We start from the raw sequence: 26,111 nt of genomic DNA on the forward strand, positions 1-26,111 counted from the left end.
CCGCCGTTATCTGGAAACAGGAGTTATCACTTGAAATCGAGGGCGGCAAGCCAGGGCGGACGGCGCTATGGCGGTGCATCGGCAAGCGAGCGGCGCCTCGAACGGCGCAGCCGGCTGATCCGCGCCGCGATCGCGCTGTATGGCGAGCAGGGCTATCGGCACACGACGGTGACCGCGGTCTGCCGCGCGGCCGGGCTGACCCCGCGCTATTTCTACGAAGCCTTCGCCAATAGCGACGCGCTGCTTCTAGCGACATTCGGCGAGGTCACGCAGTTCGTGACGCAACGGGTCGCCGCGGCGGCCGATGCGGCGGGGGGGACGCCGCAGGATCGGCTGATCGCGCTGCTGACCGCCTATTACGACCTGCTGCGCGACGAACCGGCCAGCGCGCGCGTCTTCCTGTCAGAATTGTCCGGCATCGACCCGCAGGTCGACGAGCTGTTCGAACGCTCGATGGCCAGCTTCGCCGGCCTGATCGCCGGCACGCTGGTGCCGACCCATGTCCCCGGCTCGATCGAGCCGCTGTGCCGTGCCGGCGCCATGCACGGGCTCCTCGCGGTGGCGCGCGACTGGGTAGCGCGGGGTTGCGACGAACCCGTGGCGCGGGTCGTGCGCACGGTCGAGCCACTCTGCCGGATGCTGGTCAGCCGCGGGGGTGATGATTAGCGGCGCGATGTCACCGGAACGCCCGATCTGAGGAGGCCCCCTGCCCTTTGCCACCGCCCACATCAGCCACCTGATCATTCGCGGCGGTCGTGACGACGACGTCATCGCTGCAACACGCTCGATAAGCGCGGTTTCCGAACGCTTAGCGCTTCGCTACACACCGCGGCACGGCGGACGGAGATGCCCAGTGGACGACGAATTTGCCGAAGCCGTGGCCGGCGCACTGGCTGCACAGGGCTTCGTGCTGGAAAACCTGTATGCCTTGCTGCTCGCCAGCGACACTGATCCGGTCAGGGCCTGTCAGGCTACGGCGCATCGCATGTTGAAGGATTTCGGCAGCCTTCAGGCAACCGGGGTACAGGTCATGACCGACGACGAGGTCAACCGTATCAAGCGACACGCGCTCGATCGGCTCGAGCGGTTCTGGAACGGCGTGGAACGCCGCCTCGCCAACTTGCCGCAATCCTAGCGCTGGGGTCTCGATCCACCGACGACGCAGGACGTGACGCGCGTCTGGACACGCGTTCCTTGCTATTACAGGGACTTTTCAGCGCGGATGGCTGACGTCGAGGATCGGACACATGGTGGTATTTCGTCTGCTTATTACCTTTGCTCTCTGCTTCGTTGCGGGTGTCGCGCTCGCCGAGTGCCGTCCTGGCAGCATCGAGGCCCTGCCTGAACGCGCGATGCTTCACCTTCCTGCCGCGGGCGTGACCGGGCCCGTGCCGCTTGTGGTCCTGCTCCACGGCAGCACCGGCACGGGGGCGGAGATGCTGCGCGACAGCCACCTCGCCGAGACGGCGGATCGCCACGGCTTCGTCGTCGCGGCGCCCGATGGCGGAATCGTCGCGGATCGCGGCTTTGTCTGGAACATCCCCGGCGTGCCGACCGTCACGGGCAGCATGCCGGCACGCGGTGCACGCGACGATGTCCGGTATCTGACGGGGCTGATCGACCGGCTTGTCGCAACCGGTTGCGTCGACGGCGCGCGTGTGTACGCGACCGGCTTGTCGGGTGGTGGACGGATGACGTCCTGGCTGGGCTGCGTCGCCGCACGCCGTTTCGCCGCGATCGCGCCGGTGGTCGGACTGCGTGCCGGACGCCCCCTCGCATCCGATGTGTCACGCGCCGATCCCGCGACGTGTCGCTCGACAGCGCCGCTGCCCCTCCTCGCCTTCGCCGGCGATGCCGACACCACAAACCCCATCACCGGCGGCGGCGCGCCCTATTGGCAATATTCACAAACCACCGCGCTGCAACGCTGGGCCGTGCTGAACGGCTGCTCGGATCCCTATGCCCGCAACCTCGGCGCGACGGTTTACGAACAGGGCTATGCCCGCTGTCAGCACGGCACGAACGTCGCGGCGCGTGTGACGCGCGGCGGGCAGCATAGCTGGTCGGTCGTCGACAATGAGGCAATGTGGGCGTTCTTCTCCCGCCACCGGCGCTAAGCCAAAGGTCGGCAGCTGCCAGGTCGTCTCGGCAATTCCCGGTTCAGTTACCAGTTCAAATACTTCGCCATCCCAACCCTATTCCGATGGTTGATTGCCAGTTTAATCTGCCAGTTGTTTTGTATTAAATTACCTACTGCTTATTTTATCAGACCGACTCGATGTATTGCCCGCGATATGAAAGCAGGATACGCTGGTTGCATAATATGATGGGGGGATGAAATGCGGGGGCTTTTGCTTGGCATGATCGCATCTGTTCTCGCATCGGCAACCGGAGCCCAGGGACAACAATTCCCTTCGGCGCAGGGATTCGGGGCGAACGACAGCGGTACGGGGGAATTCAACCGTCAGCAAAATTTCCGGGATTTCGCAGTCAGCGTTACCGACGCCAATCGATTGACGATGCGGCCGGTCCCGGCGGGGCCGAAAGACATCATTCAGGGGCTGGACGTCCATGACGCAAAGGGACTCGTCGTCGGCAAGATCGAGACCGTCGGTAAAGGCTTTGCGGTCGTGTCGAGTGCGATCGGGAGCGTCGAGGTGGACTTTCCGTCCTTTGCAAAAAACAAGAACGGGCTCTTGATCAATATGCCCAAGAGCAAGCTCGACGTCATGATGGCGCACGGTCATCCGGCCCCATGACGTGCCGTTGGGCCTAAACGCCAATAGCGGGACGTCTGTAGCCGCAGGGGTCGGGTCGCACAGAGCCATGTCTTCCGCCGTTACGGGACGCCGCACCATGCCGCCCGCGCCTGACGGGCACCCCTTTGGATGCGATCGGTTCGGCCGGCGGAGCCGCGGGCTCGCGGCAGGGTCAGATGATCATGCTTTAGCTGCCGGAGCCCGGATTGCCGTTGGGTGCGCTGCCGGGAGGAATTTCATCTGCGGGCATCGGGTGCGGTGTGCGAACCGACCAGCGAGGCAAGCGTCAACCGCCCAGGGTTCCAGCTACCACGAAGCACTATCCGCAACGGGGAGAGGCGAATGTTCTGGCTGGTGATGCTCGTGCTGGGGGGACAGGGCACGCTGACGCCCGTGATCGTCCGCAACGCGAGTGAGATGCTCACGTCCGACGATTACGTCTCGCGCGCAGTCGGTACGGGCAAGAGCGGCTACACGGTGGTCGAGATCCTGATCGATCCGACTGGAAAACCTCAGACGTGCGGCGTTGTCTCGACCAGCGGATCCAAGGATCTGGACCTGAAGGCGTGTGCCGCCGGGGTGCTGCGGGGTAAATATGCGCCGGCTACGGACGAGACCGGGTCGCCCATGTACGGTGTCTACCGAATGCGGGTTCGGTGGCACATGGAGCTCTTCTTCGATGCTTCTACCCCTACACCCAAGGTGCCGGCAGACATCGTGCTGGAAGTCGCGAAGCTGCCGGCGGGGCAGAAGTCCGTTGCTGTCACCCTGGGCTATCTGGTCGGGGAAGACGGCGCGATCCGACGCTGTTCGGTTATAACGTCGAGCGGCTCTGCGCCATTCGATACCGGCGCTTGTTCTTCGATGATAAAGCATTATCGATACGCACCGGCCAAGGACAAGGCCGACAAGGCGCGGCTAGTCATTCGCATGCAGCGGATTGAATTCACCTTGGCTAAACCGGGTTAGCCTGACCCGATAGGCGCTTCTGATCAATGTTCGTAACCGTTGGCGCCGCTTTGCCATTCATCCGGGTTCACCCAAGTGACGCCGCCGCCCCGTCGCTCGGGTATACCGCCAGTAATCGCGTACCATGGTGATACACGTTCTGCGTTAACCATCCATCTAAGTTGTTCGAAAGACCGACGGTCTTCGTTAGGTGACGCTCGAGCTTGATGACGAGCGGCCTAGCCCACGCATGAAGCTCGTGACCGCGGCGGGGACGAAGAATGGCGAACGCAACACCAGTGATCGTTGATGGCGCTCTGAACGACTGGACCGCCGGCGACCGGATCGACCGTGGCCTTGGCGCGGGCTACGCGATCTATGCCCGCAGCGACGGCGCGGATTTTGCCTTCGCGATGACCGCGCCGACCGCGATCGGCGCAAACACCACCGCGTGGCTCAACACCGATCGCAACGCGGCCACCGGCTATCAGGTGTTCGGGTTCGCAGGCGGTGCCGAATTCTACGTCAATTTCGCCGCCGACGGCACGGTCTCGCTGTACAGCGGGGCGGCGGGACAGACGCTGATCGCCAGCGGCCTGCAGGCGGCGTGGTCGGCGGATCGCACCACCGTCGAATTCAAGGTCCCCAAGGCGGCGATCGGCAATCCGAACGCGATCGACACGATCTACGACGTCAACGACACGGCCTTCCTGCCCGGCAGCTATTCGAACCCCGCGTTCACCGTGTTCAACGACACCGGCGTCGTCGCCGATCCCACGCACCGCATCGCGATCGTCTGGTCCGATACGACCGCCAACGCCTATTTCAGCAAGACCGCGTATTCGCAGCTGTTCATGGCGGCGCAGAGCCAGGCGATGCAGGCGGGCGTACCGTTCGACATCCTGACCGAAGGCGATCTCACCAACCTGGCGACGCTCGCGAGATACGACACGATCGTCTTCCCGTCGTTCCGCAACGTCGAGGCGGGCAAAGCCGACCAGATTGCGCAGACGCTGGAACAGGCGACCACGCAATTCGGCATCGGTCTGGTCGCGGCGGGCGAGTTCATGACCAACGGCGCGGACAATGCCGCGCTGGCCGGCGACTCCTATTCGCGGATGAAGTTGCTGTTCGACGCGACGCGCGTGACCGGCGGCTTTCCGGCCGACGTGACCGTGAAGGCGAGCGATGCATCACAGCTGGTGCTCGACGGCTATGCCGACGGGCAGGTCATCCGCCAATATACCGGCATCGGCTGGAACGCGTTCACCAGCGTCAGCGGAACCGGCACGACGATCGCGACCGAGACGGTCAACGGCCAGACCTATGCGGCGGCGATCGCGACGCAGACCGGCGGGCGCAACGTGCTGTTCTCAAGCGAAGCGGTGATGGCCGACGACAATCTGCTCCAGAAGGCGATCGATTATTCGGTCCATGGCAACGGCCTGTCGGTCGGATTGCAGATGACGCGGCAGAGCGGCCTGTTCGCGTCGCGCGTCGACATGGACCAGAGCCAGGAGCGCGAAGAGGTCAATCCGGCGGGGACCGCGCCTGGTATCTACGACAAGCTGCTGCCGATCCTCACCGAATGGAAGACCGACTATAATTTCGTCGGCAGCTATTACGTCAATGTCGGCAACGATGCCGCGAACGGTCAGACAACCGACTGGGCGGTCTCGCTGCCCGTCTACAAGGCGTTGCTCGATGCCGGCAACGAGGTCGGCTCGCACAGCTACACGCATCCCGAGAACACCAATCTGCTGACCGACGCGCAGATTGCGTTCGAGTTCGGCCAGTCGCGTGCCGAGCTGGAAAAGCAGCTGAGCGCGTATCTTGCCAAGACCGTGACGGTCGGCGGTGCCGCGGTACCGGGCGCGCCTGAGCAGATCGCGACGAGCCAGGAAATCCTGAAATACGTGACCTATCTCAGCGGCGGTTATTCGGGCGTCGGTGCGGGCTATCCCAACGCGGTCGGGTATATGACGCCGCAGAACGCCGCGGACGACAAGGTGTATATCGCGCCGAACACGTCGTTCGACTTTTCGCTGATCGAATTCCAGAAGAAGACCGTCGCCGAAGCCAGCGCCATCTGGGCCAAGGAGTTCGCCGCGCTGACCGCCGGTGGCGATGCGCCGGTCGTGGTGTGGCCGTGGCATGATTACGGCCCGACCATGTGGGCGAGCGATGGCGCGACCAGCCCGTACACCAAGCAGATGTTTACCAGCTTCATCGCGCAGGCCGCCGCGGCGGGGGTGGAGTTCGTGACGCTTGCCGATCTGGCAGGCCGGGTCAGCGCGTTCCAGAATGCGACGATCACCTCGACCGTCGTCGGCAACACGATCACCGCGATGGTCGGCGCGACGACGGGCAGCTTCTCGCTCGACGTCGACGGCCAGAGCAGCGGCCAGGTGATAAAGGGTGTCGCCAACTGGTACGCCTATGACGCGGACACCGTGTTCCTGCCCAAGGCGGGCGGGACCTATGCGATCACGATGGGCGCGGTGGCGGACGACGTGACCCACATCACCGCGCTGCCGATGCGCGCGACGCTGACGACGCTGAGCGGCGACGGCCGCGACCTCGCGTTCACGGTCGAGGGCGAGGGCAAGGTCACGGTCGACCTCAAGGCGCCCGGGACCGACTGGACGACGGTGAGCGGCGGGACGATCGCCAGCCAGATCGGCGAGATCCTGACCATCGACCTCGGCGCGATCGGCGTTCACGACGTCAAAATCGGTCACCAAGCCAATGTCGATCCGGTGTTGACGTCGTTCGCGGGCGGCACGACGGGATCGCTGTCGATCGCCGAGAACGGCACGGCACTGACGACGATCACCGCGACCGACGCCAACAGCGTCTGGGGCGATTCGATCAAATATTCGATCGGTGCGGGCGGCGACGGCGCGAATTTCTCGATCGACGCGACGACGGGTGTGCTCAAGTTCGTCAACGCGCCCGATTTCGAGGCACCGACCGATGCCAATCGCGACAATATCTACGGCGTGACGGTGGTCGCGACCGACGCACGCGGCGCGATCGACACGCAGACGCTGACGATCGGCGTGACGGACGTGGTCGGCATCACGAAGACCGGGACGATCTTCTCCGAGACGATCAACGGCATCGGTGAGCAGGATGTGCTCGACGGCAGCTGGGGCAATGACGTGCTCAACGGGCTCGGCGGCAACGACCGGCTCATTGGCGGGCTCGGCAACGACATGCTCAACGGCGGCGCGGGCAATGACACGCTGATCGGCGGCAATGGCAGGGATATCCTGAGCGGCGGCGACGGCAACGACATCCTGATCGGTGGCGACGACTTGGACATGATGACCGGCGGTGCCGGCGCGGACATCTTCCGGTTCGAGGCCAGGGGTGACAGCCTGGCATCGGCGTCGCGCGACGTGATCACCGACTTTACCGTCGGGCAGGACAAGATCGACCTGTCGATGATCGACGCCAACACGTCGCTGTTTGCACGCGGCGATCAGGCGTTCAGCTTCATCGGCACGAGCGCGCGTTTCACCGCGCCGGGGCAGCTGCGCTACAGCTACCAGATGATCGGCGGGAAGGAATTCACCGTCGTCGAGGGCAATATCGACAGCGGTGCGGGCGCCGATTTCTCGATCGCGTTGGCCGGTCAACACGTGCTGACCGCGAACGATTTCTTCATGTAAGCTGCGCCATAGGCCGGCGAAGTTATGGCGGGCATAGGCTTTCAATTAGCGAAAACCGCGCGCGAGGGCGGTGTCGGCGGGATCGTCGGCGCCGCTGCATTCGGTGCGGTGATCAGCGCGGGACCGTGGTTGATCACCGCGGTCGCGATGGCGTTGCTCACCCACTGGTTGGGCACGCATCTCGGCGCACGCGGCGCGCGGACCGTCCAGACGATCCTTGTCTATGCGTTCAGCCTGTCCGCACTCGCCGCGGCGCCGGTCGGCATTCTCGCGACGCGGATGGCCGCGGATCGGATCTTCGCGCGGGACGCAGGCGGCGTGTCGGGCATCATGCTGGTCGCGCTGGCGGCCGGCGGCGGGATCGCGCTGGCGATCGGGGCGATCGTGTTCGGAACCCTTGCCGGGCTTCCGCTCGGCGAGGCCGCGCTTGCGACGCTGATCCTCGCCTGGCTGACGCAGGTCTGGATCGTCGCGCCCTTGCTTACCGCGCTGCGCCGGTACCGAGCGATTCCGCTCGCCTATCTGCTCGGCATCGGCGTCGCGACGTTGCTGTTGGCGCTCCTGCCAAGCCCCGACGTCTCTGCCGTGCTTGCCGTCATTGCCGGGGGCGTCGGCCTGACGCTCGCCGCGATCATGGCGGTGATCCGCCGACATTTCTCCGCGTCGCCCGTCCTGCCGACGCGGGACGCGATGGCGCCACGTCTCGCACTTATCGTTGCCGCGGCGGGCATTGCCGGGGTCGCGGCGATCTGGATCGACAAATGGCTCCTGTGGACAGGGCCGCAGAGCATTCGCGCGATCGGGCTGATTCGGCTGAACCCGATCAACGATCAGGGCAGCTTTCTGGGGCTGCTGACGATGGTGCCGGGCCTGACGCTGTTGCTGATCGTCGCCGAGACGCGGTTCGATCGCGCATTCGGCGACATGATCGTCCGGTGTACCGGCACCTCGACGCTGCAGCGTATCGAGGAGGCGCGCAGTGACCTCGCGCGGACGATGTTCGACGGACTTCGGATCATGCTGCTGGTGCAGGCCCTCGTCGCGGCGCTCGCCTGGGTGTTCGCGGTGCCGCTGTTCGAGCTGATCGGCGCGGACGCACGCGCGGTCTTCGCGTTTCGCCAGACCGCGCTCGGCACCGTCTTCCACCTCGTGGTGATCGCAGCCACGGTCGTGCTCGCCTATTATGACCTGTTCGGGCGGATCCTCGTGACCTGGACCGCCTTCGCCATCGGCAGCGGCGTGGCGACGCTTCTCCAATGGGACACGGGGTTCGCCGCGTTCGGCTGGGGCTATATGGCCGGCGCCGTCGTCGGGGCGTCGGTCGGCCTCGCGATGGTCGCCGAAGCGACGGTCAACCTCACCTATCTGCTGTTTGTCGGCAACAATCCCTCCGTCGTGGGGCATGGAGGACGTCTGTTGTGACCGGATTTACGGATATCGCCCGGCGGAGGATCGTCCAGCGGATGCTCGCACTCGGCGCCGCTGGTTGGACCTTGGGCGGCCGGCTCCAGTCGGATGCCGCGCCCGGACCATCCGCGAACGCCGCGTCGCGCTGGGGCGTCGATTACGGGGCTGCGACCGACCCCGTGCTGGCACGCGGCTGCGCGCTGCTGGTCCTCGAGCCGCATCACGCGCGTCCGATCGCGCCGCTTCGTGGCCCGGGCAGCACGCTGCTCGGCTATGTCAGCTTCGGGGAAGTCGAGCGCAACCGACCCTATTTCGCCGGGCTGGAAAAGGCCGGCGCGCTCAAGGCCGCCAACCCCAACTGGCCCGACGCGCGGCTCGCCGACCTGCGTCATCCGGCGTGGCGGGCGGCGGTGCTCGACCAGCTCGTCCCCGCGATCCTCGCGCTCGGCTATGACGGAATCTTCATCGATACGATGGATAATGCCGAGGCGATGGAACAGCAGGATCCGGTGGCCAACAAGGGCATGGTAGCAGCAGGCGTATCGCTGATCGCCGCCGTGTGCGCCCGCTTCCCCAAGATCCGCATCATGCTCAACCGCGGCTATGCGCTGCTGCCCGACGTTGCACCGAAGATCGACTATCTGCTCGGCGAGGCGATGGCATCGCGGTGGAATTTCACGGCCAAACACTATGAGTTGCTGAGCGATTCGGATTGGGAATGGCAAGCGGGTCGCCTGCGCACCGCACAGGCGTGGAATCCGGCGCTGTCGCTGATGACGCTGGATTACTGGGATCCGGCGGATACGAAACAGGTCGCGGCACTGTATGCGCGCGAGCGGGCGGCGGGGTTCAGCCCCTATGTCGCGACCCTGGCGCTCGACCGCCTCATGCCGGAGCCGGCCGGGTGAGGATCGACCGCCACCGCGCACGGCTTGCGCTCCTGCTGCCCGCGCTGACCGGGATCGGTCTGCTCGCGGGCGGGCTGATGCTGTTGCCGAAGGAGCGCGAGATCCTCCCCGCCGTTCGTCGGGCGCAGCCGGTGCCTTTTTTGGCCACGCGCAGTTCGATGCCGGCGCCAGCATCGCCGGTGCTGCCGCCTGCGCATCCGTCGATCACGGCGCAGATCGCGACTGCGGACGCAGCGACGCTCGCGACGCTCACGACGCGGCTGATCGCCGAGGGCCAGCCGGTGTCGACGCTTCAGGTCGCCTATGATCTGGTCGCTGCGAAGCGACCGGCGGTTGCGCTCGACTATCTTGCGGCCCGGCCCGATGGTGCGACCGCCGCGACGTGGCGCCTCCGCATCGACCTGCTTCATCGGACCGGACGCGATGCGAACGCCGCCGCGCTCGTCGCGCGGGCAGCGGAAAAGCGCGGCCCCCTGCCTGCTGCGGACATCGTCGCGGCAGCCTATGCGATCGATCGGCCCGACTTGGTGATCGTGGCGGCGGCGAACCACGTTATCCCGCCGCCCGATACCGCGCTGGCGCTCGATCTTGCGCGGCGGGCCGACAAGGCCGGGCGGCGCGATCTGATCGCGTTGCTTGACACCACGACGACCGCGAACTGGCGCGCCGCGGATCCCTGGCTCGCCATCCGGGTGGCGGCGCGTTCCAAGGACACCGCCGCAGGATTGCGGGCAGCCGGCTTTCTCCCCGTCGAGCAGAGACAGGCGGCACGCGAGGTGATCCTGACCGAGGCCGGCGACCGTGCCGGTCTGCGGACCGAGTTGCTCGCACATGCGACCGCATCCGGCGCGCCGCTCGAGCCGATTGCGGAGCGCCTGATCGCGGCCGGGTATCGCGGGGATGCGACGGCGGTGCTGCGGCGTGCGGCGGCCGGGCTCGCACCGACTGCGCCGGCAGCGCAGCGCCTGCTCTACCTGATGGGTCCGCGCCCCGGATCCGACGATCTCGCTTGGCTGAAACAGCAGAGCCTGCAAGGCAGTGCGATCCGGCAGCGCACCTGGCTGGCCTGCTATGCCGAACGCGATCAACCGGGCGCGGCGCTGGCGTTCGTCACCCGGCATCCGCTCGCGGACGAGACCGACGTGATGCTGATGCGGCTGTCTCTGGCGCGCGCGGCGGGCAATGACGCCGCTGGTCGGACGGTGCTGGCGGCCTTGCTCGACGGCCGCACGCTGTCCCCCGATCAGGTCCGTGCCGTGTCAGCTGCGGCGCCCGTGCGGATCGATCTGGCACAGGCGGCGGCGATCACGAAACGCCGCGTCGCTGCCGGGATCGCTGCGCCGCGTGATCAGCTCGATCTCGCCTGGGTGGCGTGGAACGCCGGCGATGCGAAGGCTGCGGGACAATGGCTCGACGCGCATCTTGCGACCACCCCGACCGATCTGCCCGCGCTGCGCTTGATGGCCGACGTGCAGGCGCGGATCAATGGCGTGCGGGGGGCACGCCCCTGGCTCGAACGCGCGCTCGCCCAGACTCCCGCCGACAGCAGGGCGCGCGCGGAACTGCTCGAGAAGCTCGGTCGACGGGACGAGGCGGTAAGATTGGTCGAGACGCTGCGATCCGAAACGCCGCAGGACCGATCGCTCGCCGCGCTGCACGCCCGGCTGCTGATCACGCAGGGCCAGCCGGGCCGGGCGCGGACGGTGCTGGCGCAGTGATCATCCTGTTTTTCTGCCTCGCGGATGCGCCGGTGCTGACCATACCCCGGACCGTCTTTGCGGATGGCCGGATCGTCACGTCCGAGTCCCGGCTCGCCTGGCCCGACGACGCCGTCGTCCGGATCGAGGATCGTGACGGCGAACTGGTCGCGCGGTTCGATCGACCGATCGCGCCGGCGCGGCTCGCCGCGTTCCGCGAGGCGGCGGGCGAGGCAATCGGTGATCTGCGCTGGAACGACGACAGCCTGGTCCTCCGTCCCGCGGCGGGCTGGACGATGCGCTGGCGGCAGACGGGCCCGGTCGTCGCGCTCGCCTTCTCTCCACCCGCGGACGCCGCGCTGCTCGAAACCGCCGACGACAGCGCGTCCGACGCCGCACTGGCTGCAATCGAGGCGGACGTGGCCGCCGGCTATCCGGGATCGGCCCTGCGCGCTGCTACGAAGCTGGCACAGCGCTATCCTGCCGACCGACGCGCCGCCCGTCTGCTCGCCGACACGCGTCTCGCGCAGGGCGACGTCCGCGGCGCCGCCCGCGAGTACCGCGCGCTCAAGGCGGACGACCTGGCCGCACGGCGTACGATCGCCGCCGCAGCCGGCACCGCCAGCATCGGTATCACCGCGCGTGACGGCAGCGACCTCGCACAGACCGAATTCGCCGCGCGGATCGATGCAGCTGTCGGTGACACCCTCGACGTTGGCGGCGGCGTTCGCCATCTCGTCAGCAGTGTCGCCACCGCCGCGCCGACCGAGCGATCCGGCGACACCGTCGTCGACGCGTCGCTGGCCGCAGCATTCGACGGCGCGGTCCGCATCCAGCTCTTCGCCTCCGCCGCGCTTGACGACGCGGTGACGGGTGGCGGTGCCAGGATCACGGCAGGGGCCGCCGACGCGCAATTCCGCGCGACCGTGACCCGCCACATGCCCGACTATTCGACCCCGGCGCAGGTGCTGGCGGGAGGGTATCTCTCGCGCGCGCTGATCGGCGTCACCTACCGCCTGACGCCAGGCGTGGTCGCGCAAGGAGATATCGGCGCCTACCGGTACGGCCTCGCAAACGGTAGTGGTGCAAGCGACACCATCGTCGCAAGCGCCGGGGTGGATTATCTCATTCGCCGTCAGTTCCCGGCGCTCGGGCTGACCTACCGCTTCGACGCGGAATATGTTCAGCGTATGCAGCTTGGCGCAGACCGCCTTGCCGTCATCCCGCTGGCCACCCGCGAGAACCACACCCTCCAGGGCCTCGCCAGTGGCGCGGTCGGCGCGGTGCAGATGACCGCGCTCGCAGGCTGGACCGTCGATCGGTTCGGCGGCGATGGCCCCACCGCCAGCCTCGGCCTCGCCGCCCCGATCGCGGTCGCGTGGCGGGTCGAGGGCAGCGGCGGCATCACGTCGATCGCGCGGCAGGGCTTTGCCGGCCGCCAGCTTTATGCGCGCGCGCTGCTGACACGCAGCCTCGGGGATACGCAGTGACGCACGACGACGCTGCGCCAAAATGGCAGGCCCGGTGGCGACGCCCCTTGCGGATTGCCTTGGAGATCGCGCTCACCTTCGCCGCGCTGGCGGCGCTCGACTGGTGGCTAACGGGCGAAACCGGCTTCACGCGCGTTCAGCCCAACCCCTATTGGCTGCCGGTGCTGGTGATGGCGCTCGCCTATGGCACCGGCCCCGGCGTCGTTGCCGCCGCCATCGCGTCGGGGCTATGGCTCGCGCATGTCCACGACGACACGCGCGCGCGCGACTATCTCGACCATCTGTTCCATCTCTCGCTTCAGCCATTGATGTGGTTCGTCGCTGCTGGCGTCATCGGCGAAGTGACGATCATGCGGACCGCGCGGCACGATCGGCTGGAAAAGCGCGGCGGGGTCGCGGCGCGGAACCTGGCACGGCTGACCGAGGCGTTTGCGGCGCTGTCGCGGACAAACCGGCTGCTGCAGGTGCAGATCGCGACCGAGGCGCATACCGTCGGCCATGCGATCGAGACGGCCGCGCGACTCTGTTCGCAGGACCTGGCTGAACGACGTGGCGCGATCGGCGAATTGATCGCACTTGCCGCGCGGACCCCCGACTTTACCTGTTACCGCATGACCGGTGACGAGGCGCGCGCATGGATCCGCGGACCGGTTACCGCGGGACGGCGCGACACCCTGCCAGCGACGTTGATGGAGCGGATGGCACGGTCGCAGGGGATGCTGCACGTCGCGAGGCGCAGCGATAGGATCGTGCTCGATGGTATCGGCGTCGCCGCGATCGCCCTGCCCGATCCGAAGACCGGCGAACTTGTCGGGTGCCTGATCCTCCACGCGCTGCCGTTCGAGACGCTAAACGCGAGCCGTACCGCCGAACTGACCGAGATCGCCGCCTGGCTGACGCCGCTGCTCGCTGATACGCTGCACGCGACCCAGCGGCCGGTCAGGGCCGCCGGGCTGGTCGCGTGATCCGCCGCCTCACTGCGCTCGCGCTGCTGGAGATGGTCGTCCTGACGGCATGCTGGCTTTCCGGACTCGCGCCCGGCTGGGCGCTCGCGGCCCATGCCGTGGCTAGCGGAATTGGACTCACTTTGTGGTTCCGCAGCGGTGCGGCGGCCGGCTTTGCGGCGGCGATGCTGGGTGTGATGGGCCCGCTTGGCCTGCTTGTTGCCCTGCCCCTTGCTCGCTTGGTCAGACCTGCCGCACACCGGAGCGACGACGAGATGTTCGGCCCTGTTACCGGGCGTTCCGCACAGCGCGGCGCACGCCTTGCGGTGGCACGCATGCTCGACGGGCGGGTTCATCACGCCACCCCCGATACGCTGAGCTCGCTGGTCACGATCATGCGTCACGGCGCGGTCGCCGAGCGGCGCCGGGCACTGGAGACCGTCGTGCGCTCGTTCGAGCCCGCGCTGTCGCCGCTCATCGCGCTGGCGCTGACCGACAGCGACCAGACCATCCGCGCGCTTGCGGCGGCCGCGTCGGCGCGCGTCGCGGAAAATCTGGTGCTCACCCGTGCAAGACTGTCGGCCCGCGTTGCCGATGGCGGCGATCCGGACGCCGCGACCAATCTGGCGCGGCTGCTCGGGGATCACGCGCGTTCGGACGTGCTGCTATCCGACTCGCAGCGCCTCCACCTGCGCGAGGACGCGGTTGCGACGATGGCCGCTGCAGTATCTGACGGGGCGGACGAACGGCATGCGGACACGCGCGATGCGTTGATGATCGAGGCGTTCTGGGCTACGGGCGATTATGACGCGATCGACTGGATGGCGACCGCGATCCAGGCGTCGACGGACCGGGCCGATGGTCCGACCGGCGCGAACGACCGCGGCGCATCGACGCTGGCGAAGTGGTGGCTGACGGGCGCGGTGGCATGATCCCGCTGTCCGCCCTGACCGAGACGTCCCGGCACGCGCCGCTCGACGTTCCGGACGCCGACATGTGCCTGATCGTCGAGGGCGCCTATCCCTATGTGATCGGCGGCGTATCCGGCTGGCTGCAGGATCTGATCACGCACCTGCCCGACGTCCGGTTCGTGATCGCCGCGATCAAGCCGGGTGCAGGGCTGCTCGCGTTCCAGCTCGCCCCGCCGCCCAACGTCGTCGCGGTCGTCGAAATCGGTCTGGCGCCCGCGCCGGCGATGCCGCGCGCGATCCCGGATCGGATCGCGGTGCCGATCGCCGACGCGCTGGTCGCGTTCGTTGCAACCGGTGGCGCGGACCGGCTCGCGACGCTGATCGACGTGATCGGCGGGATCGCGCGACCGCTTGCCCCCGGTGACATCCTGTCGCACCCCGCGGTGTTCGCACGGCTCAGGCGCCATTATCAGGCGATGCTGCCCAAGGCTTCGTTCCACCATTATTTCTGGGCGATGCGCGTGCTGCTCGGCGGGTTGCTCGCGGTGCTGACGGCGCCCCTGCCGCGCGCGAAAGCGTATCACACGATCTCGACCGGCTTCGCAGGCCTGCTCGCCGCCCGCGCCGCGCGCGAGACGGGGCGCCCGGCGTTCATCACCGAACACGGCATCTACCTGCTCGAACGCCAGATCGAGGTGATGATGGCGGACTGGATCGGCGACCAGGTCGACACCGGGCTCGAGCTCGAACGCAGCGTGCGCGATCTGCGCGACCTCTGGGTCCGTGCCTTCACCAGCTATGCGACCGCCTGCTATGACAGCTGCGACCCGATCGTTGCGCTCTACGGCGAGAATACGGCGGTCCAGCGCCGGCTGGGTGCCGCCGCCGACCGGGTCCGCGTCATTCCCAACGGGATCGATTCGAAGCGGTTCGCCGCACTCTCCGACCAGCGCGATCCGGCGCACCCGCTGGTCGCATTGCTCGGCCGCGTGGTCCCGATCAAGGACGTGAAGACGTTCATTCGCGCCGCCGCGATCGCGCATGCCGAACGCCCCGACATCCGCTTCGTCGTGCTCGGCCCCGAGGATGAGGACCCGGAATATGCCGCGGAATGCTCGCGGCTGGTCGAGGATCTGGGCCTGTCCCCGGTCTTCCACTTCGCGGGGCGCGTGCGGATCGAGGACTGGATGGCAAAGATCGACCTGCTCGTGCTCACCAGCCTGTCCGAAGCGCAGCCGCTGGTGATCCTCGAAGGCGGCGCCTGCGGGATTCCCGTGGTCGCGCCCGATGTCGGCAGCTGCCGCGAGATGATTGAGGGACGCGGCGGGGCGGACTGCGGCCATGGCGGCATCGTCACCCCGCTGGTCAATCCGGCAGCGACCGCGGCGGGGATCCTCGCGATCGCGGGCGATCCGGCGATGCGATCGGCAATGGGCGAAACCATGCGCGAACGCGTGCGCCGCGATTATGATCACGACACGATCATCGGGGCCTATGCGGAACTCTACGAAACCCTGATCCAGCGGTAGCCTACGCGCGAACGCCGGATCGGATCATCTCCCGCCGGTGACTACCGCATCGCTCAGATCGGCCGCGACCGGGCCCGCAAGCACCGGAAACGGCGCGATCGGCAGCACATTGCCGATCGGCCCTGGCAAATTCTGGACGGCGGCCGGCCTGATCCGCGCGTCGGTGGCGGGCGCGATTACGGGTGCCGCCGGGGCGGTGCCAGCGGGCTTCTGCGCACGGTCGATCGGCGCGAGCACCGGATCGAACGGTCCGAATGTCTTGGCCCGCACCACCCGCGTGTTCTGCGCCGGATCATAGGTCGGCACCGCCTGATCGATCGCCGCCGCCTGCAATCGCCCCAGCGTCGCCAACAGCCGCGCCTCGGCGGCATAGGCTCCATAGGTCGCGTTGACGAACACGAGTTGCGCGGTCAGCAGGCGCTGCTCCGAGTCCAGCACCTCGAAATTCGAGCGAAATCCCTCCGCGAACCCGCGCTGAACCCCGGTGAGCGCCGACTCCGCCGCCTCGGTCGCGCGCTGCCCCGCCGCCATCTGTTCGCCACCCGCCACCGCCTGGTTCCAGGCGTTCTGGGCATTGGCGAGTGCGGCGCGCCGCGCCGTCTCGACCTCGAACCCGAGCTGCTGGCGTTCGGCGACCGCGGCCCGGACGCGCGAGCCGATCACGCCGCCAGTCAACAACGGCATCGTCACCGTGACCCCGCCGGTCGCCTGCGCACCCGCATCGCGCAGGCGGTAGGAATAGGGGCTTCCATAGCCATAGCTGCCCGACAGCGCGACGATCGGCGCGCGTTCGGCGCGCTGCGCCGCGATCCGCGCGTCGCCCGCCTTGGTGGCGAGGATCGCCTGCCACAGGCTCGGGCTCTCCTTCTCCACCACGGCAAACGCGGCATCGAGCGAGCGTGGCAGGCCGGGCAGCGTCGGCGGCACGAGCAACGTCCCTGGATTACGCCCGACGACCGCCGCGAACCGGCCGCGGCTTGCCTGGAGATTGACCGTCGCCTGCGCCAGCTGCGCGCGAATGATCTCGCGCTGCGCCTCGGCCTGCGCGATGTCGGTGCGGGTCAGGTCGCCACCACGTTCGCGCGCGATCGCCTGGGTCACCTGCCGCCCATAGGAGTCGAGCGAACGCTGCTGGATCGCCACCAGCGCCTGGTCGCGCCGCACCGACACGAACGCGTCGACGACTTCGAGCAGGATCGTGTTCTCCGCCTCGCGCAGGCGCTCACGCCCGGCAAGCACGGTCGCCTCCGCCGCGGACACCTGCGCGGCGGTCCGCCCGCCGTCCAGCAGGATCTGCGATGCGGTCAGCGACGCCCCCAGGGTCCGCCCCCGCGCCGTATCGAAATCGCCGAGCAGCCCGCGCTGGTCCTGCGACTGATATTGCAGCGTCATGTTGATGCCCGCGGTCAGCCGGTACGCGGCCCCCGCCTGGACGATCTGCTCGTCGAGCGCGCGAAGCTGGGCGCGCTGTCCCTCCAGCGAGGGGTTGCTGCGATAGGCGTCGGCGATTGCCTGCCCCAGCGTTTCGGGCGCTGCGGGTGCTGCCTCCTGTGCCGTCTGCGCGGCTACCGGCATGGCCGGTACCAGCAGCATGGCGACGGCGAGGCAGATCCTCTCACCGTTCATGAAGCGACCGTGAAAAGGCCTCGGTCAACGGATCGAGCAGATAGTCGAGTGCGGTACGCGACCGCAGCTTGACGAGGACGGTGACCGGTACGCCCGCGCGGATCCCCGTGTCGCGACCGCGCACCGCCTCGATCTTGGCGATCTGAGCACGCGGCACGGTGACCTCCGCGCTGAAATAGCTGCGACCGGTCTGCTCGTCGCGAAGCGAATCCGCAGAAACCGTACGAACCGTGCCGAGCAAAATCGGCAGGTCGCGTTCGTGCAGCGACAGGAACTTCACCTCCGCCTCCCGCCCGGCAAACACCCCGTCGATATCGCCCGGCGAGAAGTTCGCACGGACCACCAAAGGGGCAGCGTCGGGAACGATGTCGAGGATCGCCTGCCCCGGCTGAATCACGCCCCCCACGGAGAATACGCGCAGCCCCACCACGCGGCCCGCCACCGGCGCGCGGATGATCGTGCGCGCCAGCTGTTCGCGCGCCGCAGCCAGCTTGGGCAAGACCTCGTTCAGCTGGAACTGCGTGTCGCGCAGCAAAGTCGCACTCTCCTCGACATATTTGCGGCGGGTCTGAACGCCTTCCGCGCGGGTCTGGCCGATTTGTTCGCGCGCGGCCGCCGAGCGTGAGACATAGTCGGCGTCGGTCCCTTCGAGCTGCTGGATCGAGCGTTCGATCGCACGGACCGTGTTGCGCGACACATAGCCCTGGTCGGCAAGCGCCCGCGTGCTGTCGAGCTGTTGCCGGAGCGAGGCGCGCTGGCGGGCGGTCGCCTGAGCCTGCGCGTTAAAGCCGGTCGTCTGCTGCGCGACGGTCGCCTCCTGCTGGCGAAGAACCGCGCCATTGGCGGCAAGCGCGGCCGAGCGTGCCGCCCGCTGCGCAAGCTGGAGCGACTTCGCCCGCTCGACGAGACGAAGGTCGTCGCCCTGTGCGGACGCGAAATCCGCGGGCCAGACGACTTCGCCGCCGCGAACGTCCGCTTCGAGCCGGGCCCGTTGCGCCTGAAGGTCGATGACGCTGGCGGCCAGCGCACGCTCGCTCGCAGTGACTTCGGCGCCTTCGAGCCGGAACAGGACGTCGCCTGCACGGACGTGCTGGCCGTCGCGCACCGCCATCGCCGCGACGATCCCGCCCTCGCGGTGCTGGACGGTCTGGCGATTGCCCGCGACGACCACCTGCCCCTCGCCTGCCGCCGCGGCATCGAGCCGCGCGAACGCCGCCCAGCCCAGCCCCACGACGAAGAACAGGATCGCGACCAGCCCGCCGATCAGGATCGCATGCCGCGGGGAGTCGTCGAGGCGGAGGCGATCCGCGAGGCTTGCGCCACCGGCGGCGGGGACCGGGCTGGCCAGTTCAGCGGGGATCATCGGGCGCCTCCGGTCGCGGCGACGGGCCCCGCGCTGGCCGGGCGCAACACCTTGGCGCGGTCGTCGAACAGCTGGATCGTGCCGTTGCGCAGCACCATGATCTTGTCGACCGCCTGCAGAAGCCCGGTCCGATGGGTCGACACGATCACCGTTGCGCCACGCGCGCGAAGTGCCGAAAGCGTCGTCACCAGCCGCGCTTCCCCATCGCTGTCGAGATGCGCGTTGGGCTCGTCGAGGAACAGGATCGTTGGCGCACCGAACAGCGCGCGCGCCAGCGCGACCGACTGGTTCTGCCCCGCCGACAGCCCCGACCCGTCCGCCATGCTCAGCATCGTTGCATAGCCATTGGGCAGGCCCAGGATCACCTCATGCGCACCCGCCGCCTGTGCCGCCTCGACCACTGCGGCGTCGAGCTGCTCGCTCTCGCCCGCCAGCACCGACTGGAACCGCGAGATGTTGGTGTGCACCGTGGTCGGGAACAGCGACGGGGATTGCGGCATGTAGCCGACGTGCCGGCCAAGCTGTTCGCGGTTCCAGTCCGCGAGCCTCGCACCGTCGATCCGCACCTCGCCAGCGTCCGGCGACAGCGCACCCGACAACACGCGCAGCAGTGTCGACTTGCCTGCGCCGCTCGGGCCGACCAGCGCGACGATCTCGCCGGGCGCGACTGCGAAACTAATGTCCGACAACAACGCGCGATCGCTGCCTTCCGCGCGCACCGTGATACCGCGGACGTCGATCCGGCCGGTCGGCACGGGCAGCGTCGTCGCGTCGATCGCGGGCCCCGGCATCCGGCAGAAGGCATCGAGATCGCGATAGGCGTTGCACGCCGCGGCGAGCGGCTTCATCGCCCCGAGGATCTGCTCGACCGGCTGAAGCGCCCGCCCCAGCAGCAACGACGCTGCGAAGATCGCACCGCCCGAAATATCCTGCCGGATCGCCAGCAGCGCGCCGAGCGCGAGCGCGAGGGACTGGAGCAGGAGGCGGAGGAACTTGGTGATCGCGAGAAACTGCCCCGACGTACCGGCGAGCGCGGCCTGACGGCGGACGAGTTCGGCGCGCTCCAGCAGATGCCGGGTGATCAGCGCATTGCGCATCCCCATCACCCGCGCGACCTCCGATCCGTGGATCGACACATCCTGTTCACGCGTCGCAAGAACCGCGCGGGCCTGCGTGTCGCGCGCGGCATGCGCGGTCACGCGGTCGCTGAGGATCGCGATCCCCCCGAGCAGCAGCGCGCTCACGAGCGCCAGCACGCCGATCCAGACGTGAAGCAGGAATGCGATGCCGATATAGATCGGCGCCCATGGCGCATCGAACAGCGCGATGATCGTCGGCCCGGTCAGCGTCCCGCGCACCGTGTCGAAATCGCGCATCGCCTGGCTGCGCTGGCCGGTCGTCGCGCCATCGGTGCCGAGGATCCGGAGCAGGATGCCAGGCGCCGCCCGGCGCTCCAGCCGCATGCTGGCGCGCAACAGCAACCGCATGCGCACCGCGTCGAGGATCGCGAACACGACCAGCGCGAGCACCAGTATCAGCGTCAGCAGCAGCAACGTCGTCCCGCCCCGCGTGGGCACGACGCGATCATACACCTGCAGCATGAAGATCGACGGCACGAGGTACAGGGTGTTCACCAATCCGGAGAACAGACCCGCGAAGACCAGATGCCGTCGACACCCCCGGACGGCACGCGCCAGTGCATTATGCCCATGGTCGGATGGTGCCGTCAGGGGCGCTGGGGAGGACGTCGGCATCGCGTCGCTTTAGCCACGAAGTTTAAACGAACGGTTTCTCAGGCGCTCCCCAACGCCGATCTGCCGCTTGACGATCTCTGTCTTAACGCGCGTGCGGGTTCGCTCCGTGTGACGCACAGCGTCTGGCCCGGGGCCGTCGCGACCCAATCCCGACATCCGTTCCTGTGGTCATCCTGCGTGTCGCAGGTGTAGTGGTGCCGGGCGCGCCGCTACAGCGTGCAGTCATCCACCGAGAGACTATACAGCGACATGGCCCGCAAACATTCGAAACATGCCCCGTACGAGGAGCCCGATCGCGAAGACGAGGAAGGCCCGGCACCGGTCGCGCCGTGCTGGCTCTGCGGACGCGTACTAGGCAAGACCATCGTCTGGCATCATCCCGTGCCGAAAAGCCGCGGCGGTCGCGATGTCGTGCCGATGCATCCGATCTGCCAGCAGACCTTGATGGCGAATTTCACCAATTCCGAGCTGCAACGCCACGGCATGAATGTCGACGAGCTGCTAGCCGATCCCACGGTCCGCAAATTCGTGGATTGGGTCGCGAAGAAAGATCCTGATTTCACCGCGACGACGACGAAGAAGCAGCGCTGACCAGCTACGCCTCGTGGAGCGGCCCAGAAAACGGTGTTCACGGCTTCTAAAACACGGCGCGCGTTCGCCTGCATCAATATAGATTTCGAATGCCGCAAGATTGACCGCGTCAAATACCGACCAGCGAGACTCATTGACGTAACAGACCCGGCTATTAGAAACCGGTCATGGCGATGGAGGGGGAGCAAGTGTCCGGCCTTGGCGAAAGGACAACGATCCTTCGCACGCTGGTCGAGACCTATACCCGGCCGCTGAGCCGGTACTTCACGCGGCGCGTCTCCGCGCCACACGACGTCCCCGATCTGGTCCAGGAGGTTTTCCTGCGACTCAGTCGGCTGGAAGACCCGAACGGCATTCGCCAGCACGACAGCTTCATTTTCGTCACCGCAGCCAATGTCCTGAAGGATCAGGCCCGGCGCAATCAGGCGCGAGGCGCGGGATTGTCGGATCCCATCGACGATCTTTCGCTTGAAGGTTCGGATTTCGCGCCCGACCGCGTCTTGGCGAGTAAGTACATCGCGGACGCGTTGCGTCGTGCGCTTGCCGAACTGCCCGAACGGACACGTGACGTGTTCGTGCTCAGAATGCTGGAGGGATTGAAGATGGCCGATGTCGCGCATGCCATGGCGATCTCGACGCGTGCCGCCGAGAAGCACCAGGCACGCGCGCTCGCGCATGTCGCGGAACGCTTGAAGGACTGGCATCGGTGAGCGCTCCGGTCATGATCGAAGCCGCGGAATGGGCCGAACGGCTCGACCGCGACCCGAGCGCCGTAATGCGTGCGCGGTTCGAAGACTGGCATGCGCGACCGGATCACGCTGCAGCCTGGGCGGTGATCGCCCAAGCACGGGCTGCGACTACAGCGCTGGCGGACCATCCCGACCTTCTGGCATTGCGGCACGCGGCCGTGGCGCGCGCTGCGTTACGCCGCGAGCCGCGACGAGTCGCGCCGTGGATACTGGCCGCCGCCGCCTGTGCCACGGTGGTCGCGCCGCTGGCGCTGTGGCGCTTCGCGGATGATACGCCCGCCGTGCGGGTCGCCGAAACACCCGTGTACCGGACGGCGACGGGTCAGCGCCTCATGGTCACGCTGTCCGACGGGTCGCGGCTGACTCTCGATACCGACACGCGGGTCCGGATGGCCTATACGCGCACCGAGCGTCGATTGGTGCTGGAACGCGGACAGGCCTTGTTCGAGGTCGCGAAGCATCAGGCCCGGCCGTTCGTCGTCACTGCCGGCGCGCAGGCGGTGACAGCGCACGGCACCGCGTTCGACGTGCGGCTCGAAACCAGCGCGGTGCGCGTCGCGCTGCTCGAAGGGCTGGTCAGCGTCGCCGGCAAGGGCGCACGCGGCAAGACCGTTGCCATGGTGCCCGACGACGTCCTCATCGCATCGGCCAGCGGGGTGTCGGTTCGCCACATGCCCGGCAGCGCGCAGCGGCTGGCAAGCTGGAGCGAAGGGCGGCTCGTGTTCGAGGACGAGACATTGCGGCAGGCCGTCGCCGAGATAAATCGCTACAGCGTCCAGCAGATCGCGATCGCCGACGCCGCGGCGGGCCGGGTCCGGATCAGCGGCGCATTCCGGACGGGCGAGGTCCAGCCGTTCCTAGACGCGCTCGAACTCGGCTTTCCCGTCAGCGTCGATCGGCACCCGAACGGCAGCATCACGATCGCGTCGAAAAAATAATCGACCCGAGGGCAAAACCCGGTTCGGGTTTTCGAACGTGCCGCGTCTTTAGGGTCAGATCGACCCCGGCAGAGGGATCGCACGAACAGGGAGGGTTGCATGACATCCACAGGCAGGGCCGTGCTGATACGCGGCGTGATGATGACCGCATTGGCGCTGGGCGCAGGCGGGATCCCGATCGGCGTCACCGCGCAGGCCGCTATCGGCATCCGCATTGCGCGGCCGGACATGAGCACCGCGTTGCTCGCCTTCTCGCGCCAGAGCGGCAGGCAGATCCTGTTCTCCCCCACCCTCGTCCGCGGCAAGACCGCACGCGCGGTGGCCGGCCGGATGGACGTCGGCGCGGCGCTGACGACGATCCTGAAAGGCTCCGGGCTCGGCCACCGGCTGACGCCGAGCGGGGCCTACCTGATCATCGACACGCATGCCCAGGCGGCCGAAGCCACGCCCGCGGCGGTTCAGGTCGCCCCAGCGCAGGCGGCAGCCGATCCCGCTGCGGCGCAGGTGCCCGAGGAAACCGCCCCCGATATCGTCGTGATCGGCACGGCGGGCGCGGGCACCCGGCGTCAGGATGCGGCGTTTGCGGTCACGACGATCGACAGCGCGATGGCGCAGCGGCTCGGCACCGCCAGCACTGCCGAAGTCCTTCGTGCGGTGCCGGGGGTCAGCACCGAAAGTTCGGGCGGCAAGACCGGCGCGAACATCTTCGTGCGCGGCTATCCGTCTGGTGGCGATGCGGAATATGTCACCTTCCAGACGCAGGGCGTGCCGTTCTTCCCGCCGCCGACGCTCTCATTCCTCGAAAACACGCAGCTGATCCGTATCGACGAGACGATCCAGCGCGTCGAAGCGGTGCGCGGCGGCACCGGCGCGCTGTTCTCGAACGGCCAGCCCGGCCTGACCGTCAACCTCGTCCAGCGCGAGGGGAAGCAGACGCCGGCCGGCTTGCTGAAACTCAGCGGCACCGATTTCGGCGAGTTCCGCGTCGACACCTATATCTCGGGGCCGATCGACGACAGCACCACTTATATGCTTGGCGGCTATTACTCGACCTCGCGCGGGATCCGTGACGCGCAGTTCGAGGCGGAGCGCGGCGGCCAGATCACCGGCAATATCCGCCATGACTTCGACAAGGGCTCGATCCTGCTCTTCGGTCGCTATCTCGACGATCGCGGCCAGTGGCTGCTGCCCATCCCGGTCGTCCAGGACGGCGACAAGATCCGCGAATATCCCGGCTTCGATGCAGGCACCGGAACGCTCGTTGGGCGCGACACGCGGATCGGCGTGCGCAACGACGGCAGCAGGGTGGATCTGGCAGACGGACGCAGCGCGAAGATCTACAATCTGGGCGGCAATTTCGATTACGAACTCGGCAGCGGGATCACGGTGCGCGATCGCGGCAGCTGGATGGAGGGCGATGCGAACACGATCGGTCTCGTCCCCGGCGGCGCCGCGCCGGTCACCGCCGCCGCCTATGCCGCCGGCCGGGGCGGGACGATCGGATCGCTCACCTTTGCCACCGGCGGCGCGGCGGCCTCGCCCAACCAGGCGGTCGTCGAGGCCGGGCTCTGGAGCGTCGAAAAGCACATCCAAGCCTTCGTCAACGATTTCGCGCTGGAGTGGAAATCGGGCAGCAACACGCTGACTGGCGGCGTCTATTACACGCGGTACAAGTCGCAGGACCGGTGGAATCTCGGCAACAGCATGCTGCTCACCGCCGAGCCCAATGCCCGGCGGCTGAATCTGACGCTGGCGGATGGCCGGATCGTCACGCGGGACGGCTTCTCGGGCGGATCGACGTTCAAGGTCAACGCGCGCTACACCGGCGAGGACGTCGCGGGCTATGCCGTCGACGAATTGCAGATCACCGACCAGCTGCGCCTCGACGGCGGCGTCCGGTGGCAGCATCACTCGGTCGACGGCACGCTCGAAAATCTCGCGGCGACGGTCCCGGCGGCGGGTTTGGACGGCAATCCGTTGACGCTGTACGATAATGGTGATGCGCAGCTCAACGGCACCTTCCGCACGATCCGCTATCGCGGCGATGCCTGGTCGTTTACCGGCGGCGTCAATTACGACCTGACCCGGCAGGTCGGCGCGTTCGTCCGCTACAGCCGCGGCAACAGCTTTCCGTTCTTCGACAATCTGCGCGACGGGATCGACGTCGCACCGCAGGTCGACAGCTATGAAGGCGGCGTGAAGGTCTCGACCGGTATCGCCAACCTGTACGCGACGCTGTTCCACAACAGGTTCGACGGCCTTGCGACGACGGTCATCACCAGCGGCGCCCCGATCGCGTCGGTCGGTGGCGCCAAGGCGACCGGCGTCGAATTCGAGGGGCAGGTGCGGCCGTTCGGCGGGTTCACGCTCAGCGGGTCGGCGACCTATCTCGACGCGACCTATCGCGACTTCTTCACCGATGGCGGCCGGACCGATCTCACCGGCAACCGGGTTCAGCGCCAGCCGAAATGGCAATGGCGCGTGACCCCTGCCTATGATCTTGAGCTCGGCGGCGATGCGAAGGCCGGCGTCTATGCGACGATAGGCTATATCGGCGACCGCTTCTCGGACGTCCAGAACGCGCAGGTTTTACCGAGCTTTTACAAGCTCGACGCAGGCATCACGCTCGATCTGAACCGACAGGTTCAGTTCCAAGTGATCGGTGACAATCTGACCGACGAGATCGGGCTGACCGAAGGCAATCCGCGCACGCTCGGATCGCAGGGCAGCGGCACGATCCTCGCAAGGCCGATCGTGGGTCGCTCGATCCGCTTCGCCGCCGCGTTCAAGTTCTGACACAGCCAAGGGTGATCGATCCCG

The 26,111-nt window shown here is 67.5% G+C and carries 20 protein-coding genes; 17 read left to right on the forward strand and 3 right to left on the reverse strand.

The window, feature by feature from the left end:
• Positions 1-30 precede the first annotated feature (30 nt).
• The 13 genes from FHY04_RS12085 (at position 31) to pelF (ending at position 16,270) form a co-directional block, all read left to right on the forward strand.
• Positions 31-666, forward strand: a complete 636-nt coding sequence (locus tag FHY04_RS12085) for a TetR/AcrR family transcriptional regulator (protein ID WP_183936580.1) — start codon at positions 31-33, stop codon at positions 664-666.
• A 187-nt stretch (positions 667-853) separates the two neighbouring features.
• Positions 854-1,135 carry a hypothetical protein gene (locus FHY04_RS12090; protein WP_107933927.1) on the forward strand — a complete coding sequence of 94 codons (282 nt, stop codon included), beginning with the start codon at positions 854-856 and terminating at the stop codon, positions 1,133-1,135.
• A gap of 112 nt (positions 1,136-1,247) precedes the next feature.
• Positions 1,248-2,117: a PHB depolymerase family esterase gene (locus FHY04_RS12095; protein ID WP_183936581.1), complete on the forward strand. Its 870-nt coding sequence runs from the start codon at positions 1,248-1,250 to the stop codon at positions 2,115-2,117.
• Between the two features lie 222 nt (positions 2,118-2,339).
• Entirely contained in the window at positions 2,340-2,759 is a 420-nt protein-coding gene (locus tag FHY04_RS12100; RefSeq protein ID WP_183936582.1) for a hypothetical protein, read from the forward strand.
• A 342-nt stretch (positions 2,760-3,101) separates the two neighbouring features.
• Entirely contained in the window at positions 3,102-3,728 is a 627-nt protein-coding gene (locus FHY04_RS12105) for an energy transducer TonB (protein ID WP_183936583.1), read from the forward strand.
• Between the two features lie 278 nt (positions 3,729-4,006).
• Positions 4,007-7,384: a M10 family metallopeptidase C-terminal domain-containing protein gene (locus FHY04_RS22920; protein WP_311724670.1), complete on the forward strand. Its 3,378-nt coding sequence runs from the start codon at positions 4,007-4,009 to the stop codon at positions 7,382-7,384.
• Between the two features lie 24 nt (positions 7,385-7,408).
• Positions 7,409-8,806 (forward strand): exopolysaccharide Pel transporter PelG, encoded by a 1,398-nt coding sequence (gene pelG, locus FHY04_RS12115; protein ID WP_183936585.1) that lies wholly within the window; start codon positions 7,409-7,411, stop codon positions 8,804-8,806.
• The gene (locus tag FHY04_RS12120) at positions 8,803-9,699 is read left to right on the forward strand and encodes an endo alpha-1,4 polygalactosaminidase (protein ID WP_311724673.1); all 897 of its coding nucleotides are present in this window, start codon (positions 8,803-8,805) and stop codon (positions 9,697-9,699) included. Before pelG ends, FHY04_RS12120 begins: the two co-directional genes overlap by 4 nt.
• Positions 9,696-11,417 (forward strand): tetratricopeptide repeat protein, encoded by a 1,722-nt coding sequence (locus FHY04_RS12125; protein WP_183936586.1) that lies wholly within the window; start codon positions 9,696-9,698, stop codon positions 11,415-11,417. The genes FHY04_RS12120 and FHY04_RS12125 overlap by 4 nt, the downstream gene beginning before the upstream one ends.
• Positions 11,414-12,886, forward strand: a complete 1,473-nt coding sequence (locus FHY04_RS12130) for a hypothetical protein (RefSeq protein WP_183936587.1) — start codon at positions 11,414-11,416, stop codon at positions 12,884-12,886. Before FHY04_RS12125 ends, FHY04_RS12130 begins: the two co-directional genes overlap by 4 nt.
• Positions 12,883-13,851, forward strand: coding sequence for a hypothetical protein (locus FHY04_RS12135; RefSeq protein WP_183936588.1), 969 nt, complete (start codon positions 12,883-12,885; stop codon positions 13,849-13,851). Before FHY04_RS12130 ends, FHY04_RS12135 begins: the two co-directional genes overlap by 4 nt.
• On the forward strand, positions 13,848-14,762 hold the full coding sequence (locus FHY04_RS12140; RefSeq protein ID WP_183936589.1) for a hypothetical protein: 915 nt from the start codon (positions 13,848-13,850) through the stop codon (positions 14,760-14,762). The genes FHY04_RS12135 and FHY04_RS12140 overlap by 4 nt, the downstream gene beginning before the upstream one ends.
• A complete protein-coding gene (pelF, locus tag FHY04_RS12145) occupies positions 14,759-16,270 on the forward strand; it encodes a GT4 family glycosyltransferase PelF (RefSeq protein ID WP_183936590.1) in 1,512 nt (503 codons plus the stop codon). Before FHY04_RS12140 ends, pelF begins: the two co-directional genes overlap by 4 nt.
• A gap of 24 nt (positions 16,271-16,294) precedes the next feature.
• Here the strand turns inward: pelF and FHY04_RS12150 are convergent, their stop codons facing one another.
• From FHY04_RS12150 to FHY04_RS12160, 3 genes are read right to left on the reverse strand one after another with little or no spacing between them, the layout of a single operon-like run.
• The gene (locus FHY04_RS12150) at positions 16,295-17,896 is read right to left on the reverse strand and encodes a TolC family outer membrane protein (RefSeq protein WP_183936591.1); all 1,602 of its coding nucleotides are present in this window, start codon (positions 17,894-17,896) and stop codon (positions 16,295-16,297) included.
• A complete protein-coding gene (locus FHY04_RS12155; RefSeq protein WP_037531502.1) occupies positions 17,886-19,259 on the reverse strand; it encodes an HlyD family type I secretion periplasmic adaptor subunit in 1,374 nt (457 codons plus the stop codon). The genes FHY04_RS12150 and FHY04_RS12155 overlap by 11 nt, the downstream gene beginning before the upstream one ends.
• A complete protein-coding gene (locus FHY04_RS12160) occupies positions 19,256-21,013 on the reverse strand; it encodes a type I secretion system permease/ATPase (RefSeq protein WP_183936592.1) in 1,758 nt (585 codons plus the stop codon). Before FHY04_RS12160 ends, FHY04_RS12155 begins: the two co-directional genes overlap by 4 nt.
• A gap of 249 nt (positions 21,014-21,262) precedes the next feature.
• Between FHY04_RS12160 and FHY04_RS12165 the strand changes: the two genes are divergently transcribed.
• The 4 genes from FHY04_RS12165 to FHY04_RS12180 all read left to right on the forward strand — a co-directional run bounded on the left by FHY04_RS12165 (position 21,263) and on the right by FHY04_RS12180 (position 26,087).
• Entirely contained in the window at positions 21,263-21,604 is a 342-nt protein-coding gene (locus FHY04_RS12165) for a hypothetical protein (protein WP_166747293.1), read from the forward strand.
• Positions 21,605-21,792: 188 nt separating this feature from the next.
• A complete protein-coding gene (locus FHY04_RS12170; RefSeq protein ID WP_235188309.1) occupies positions 21,793-22,314 on the forward strand; it encodes an RNA polymerase sigma factor in 522 nt (173 codons plus the stop codon).
• Positions 22,311-23,291 (forward strand): FecR domain-containing protein, encoded by a 981-nt coding sequence (locus FHY04_RS12175; RefSeq protein WP_183936593.1) that lies wholly within the window; start codon positions 22,311-22,313, stop codon positions 23,289-23,291. Before FHY04_RS12170 ends, FHY04_RS12175 begins: the two co-directional genes overlap by 4 nt.
• Before the next feature lie 99 nt (positions 23,292-23,390).
• Entirely contained in the window at positions 23,391-26,087 is a 2,697-nt protein-coding gene (locus tag FHY04_RS12180) for a TonB-dependent receptor (protein WP_260171477.1), read from the forward strand.
• Positions 26,088-26,111: the final 24 nt, after the last annotated feature.

Source organism: Sphingomonas sp. BK481 (genome assembly GCF_014194875.1).
Classification (GTDB): Bacteria; Pseudomonadota; Alphaproteobacteria; order Sphingomonadales; family Sphingomonadaceae; genus Sphingomonas; species Sphingomonas aerolata.

Excerpts from the sequence above, each read along its gene's own strand:
- FHY04_RS12160 (WP_183936592.1), bottom strand. The coding sequence starts at position 21,013 with ATGCCGACGTCCTCCCCAGCGCCCCTGACGGCACCATCCGACCATGGG.
- FHY04_RS12095 (WP_183936581.1), top strand. The coding sequence starts at position 1,248 with ATGGTGGTATTTCGTCTGCTTATTACCTTTGCTCTCTGCTTCGTTGCG.
- FHY04_RS12150 (WP_183936591.1), bottom strand. The coding sequence starts at position 17,896 with ATGAACGGTGAGAGGATCTGCCTCGCCGTCGCCATGCTGCTGGTACCG.
- FHY04_RS12165 (WP_166747293.1), top strand. The coding sequence starts at position 21,263 with ATGGCCCGCAAACATTCGAAACATGCCCCGTACGAGGAGCCCGATCGC.
- pelF (WP_183936590.1), top strand. The coding sequence starts at position 14,759 with ATGATCCCGCTGTCCGCCCTGACCGAGACGTCCCGGCACGCGCCGCTC.
- pelG (WP_183936585.1), top strand. The coding sequence starts at position 7,409 with ATGGCGGGCATAGGCTTTCAATTAGCGAAAACCGCGCGCGAGGGCGGT.
- FHY04_RS12155 (WP_037531502.1), bottom strand. The coding sequence starts at position 19,259 with ATGATCCCCGCTGAACTGGCCAGCCCGGTCCCCGCCGCCGGTGGCGCA.
- FHY04_RS12105 (WP_183936583.1), top strand. The coding sequence starts at position 3,102 with ATGTTCTGGCTGGTGATGCTCGTGCTGGGGGGACAGGGCACGCTGACG.
- FHY04_RS12180 (WP_260171477.1), top strand. The coding sequence starts at position 23,391 with ATGACATCCACAGGCAGGGCCGTGCTGATACGCGGCGTGATGATGACC.
- FHY04_RS12100 (WP_183936582.1), top strand. The coding sequence starts at position 2,340 with ATGCGGGGGCTTTTGCTTGGCATGATCGCATCTGTTCTCGCATCGGCA.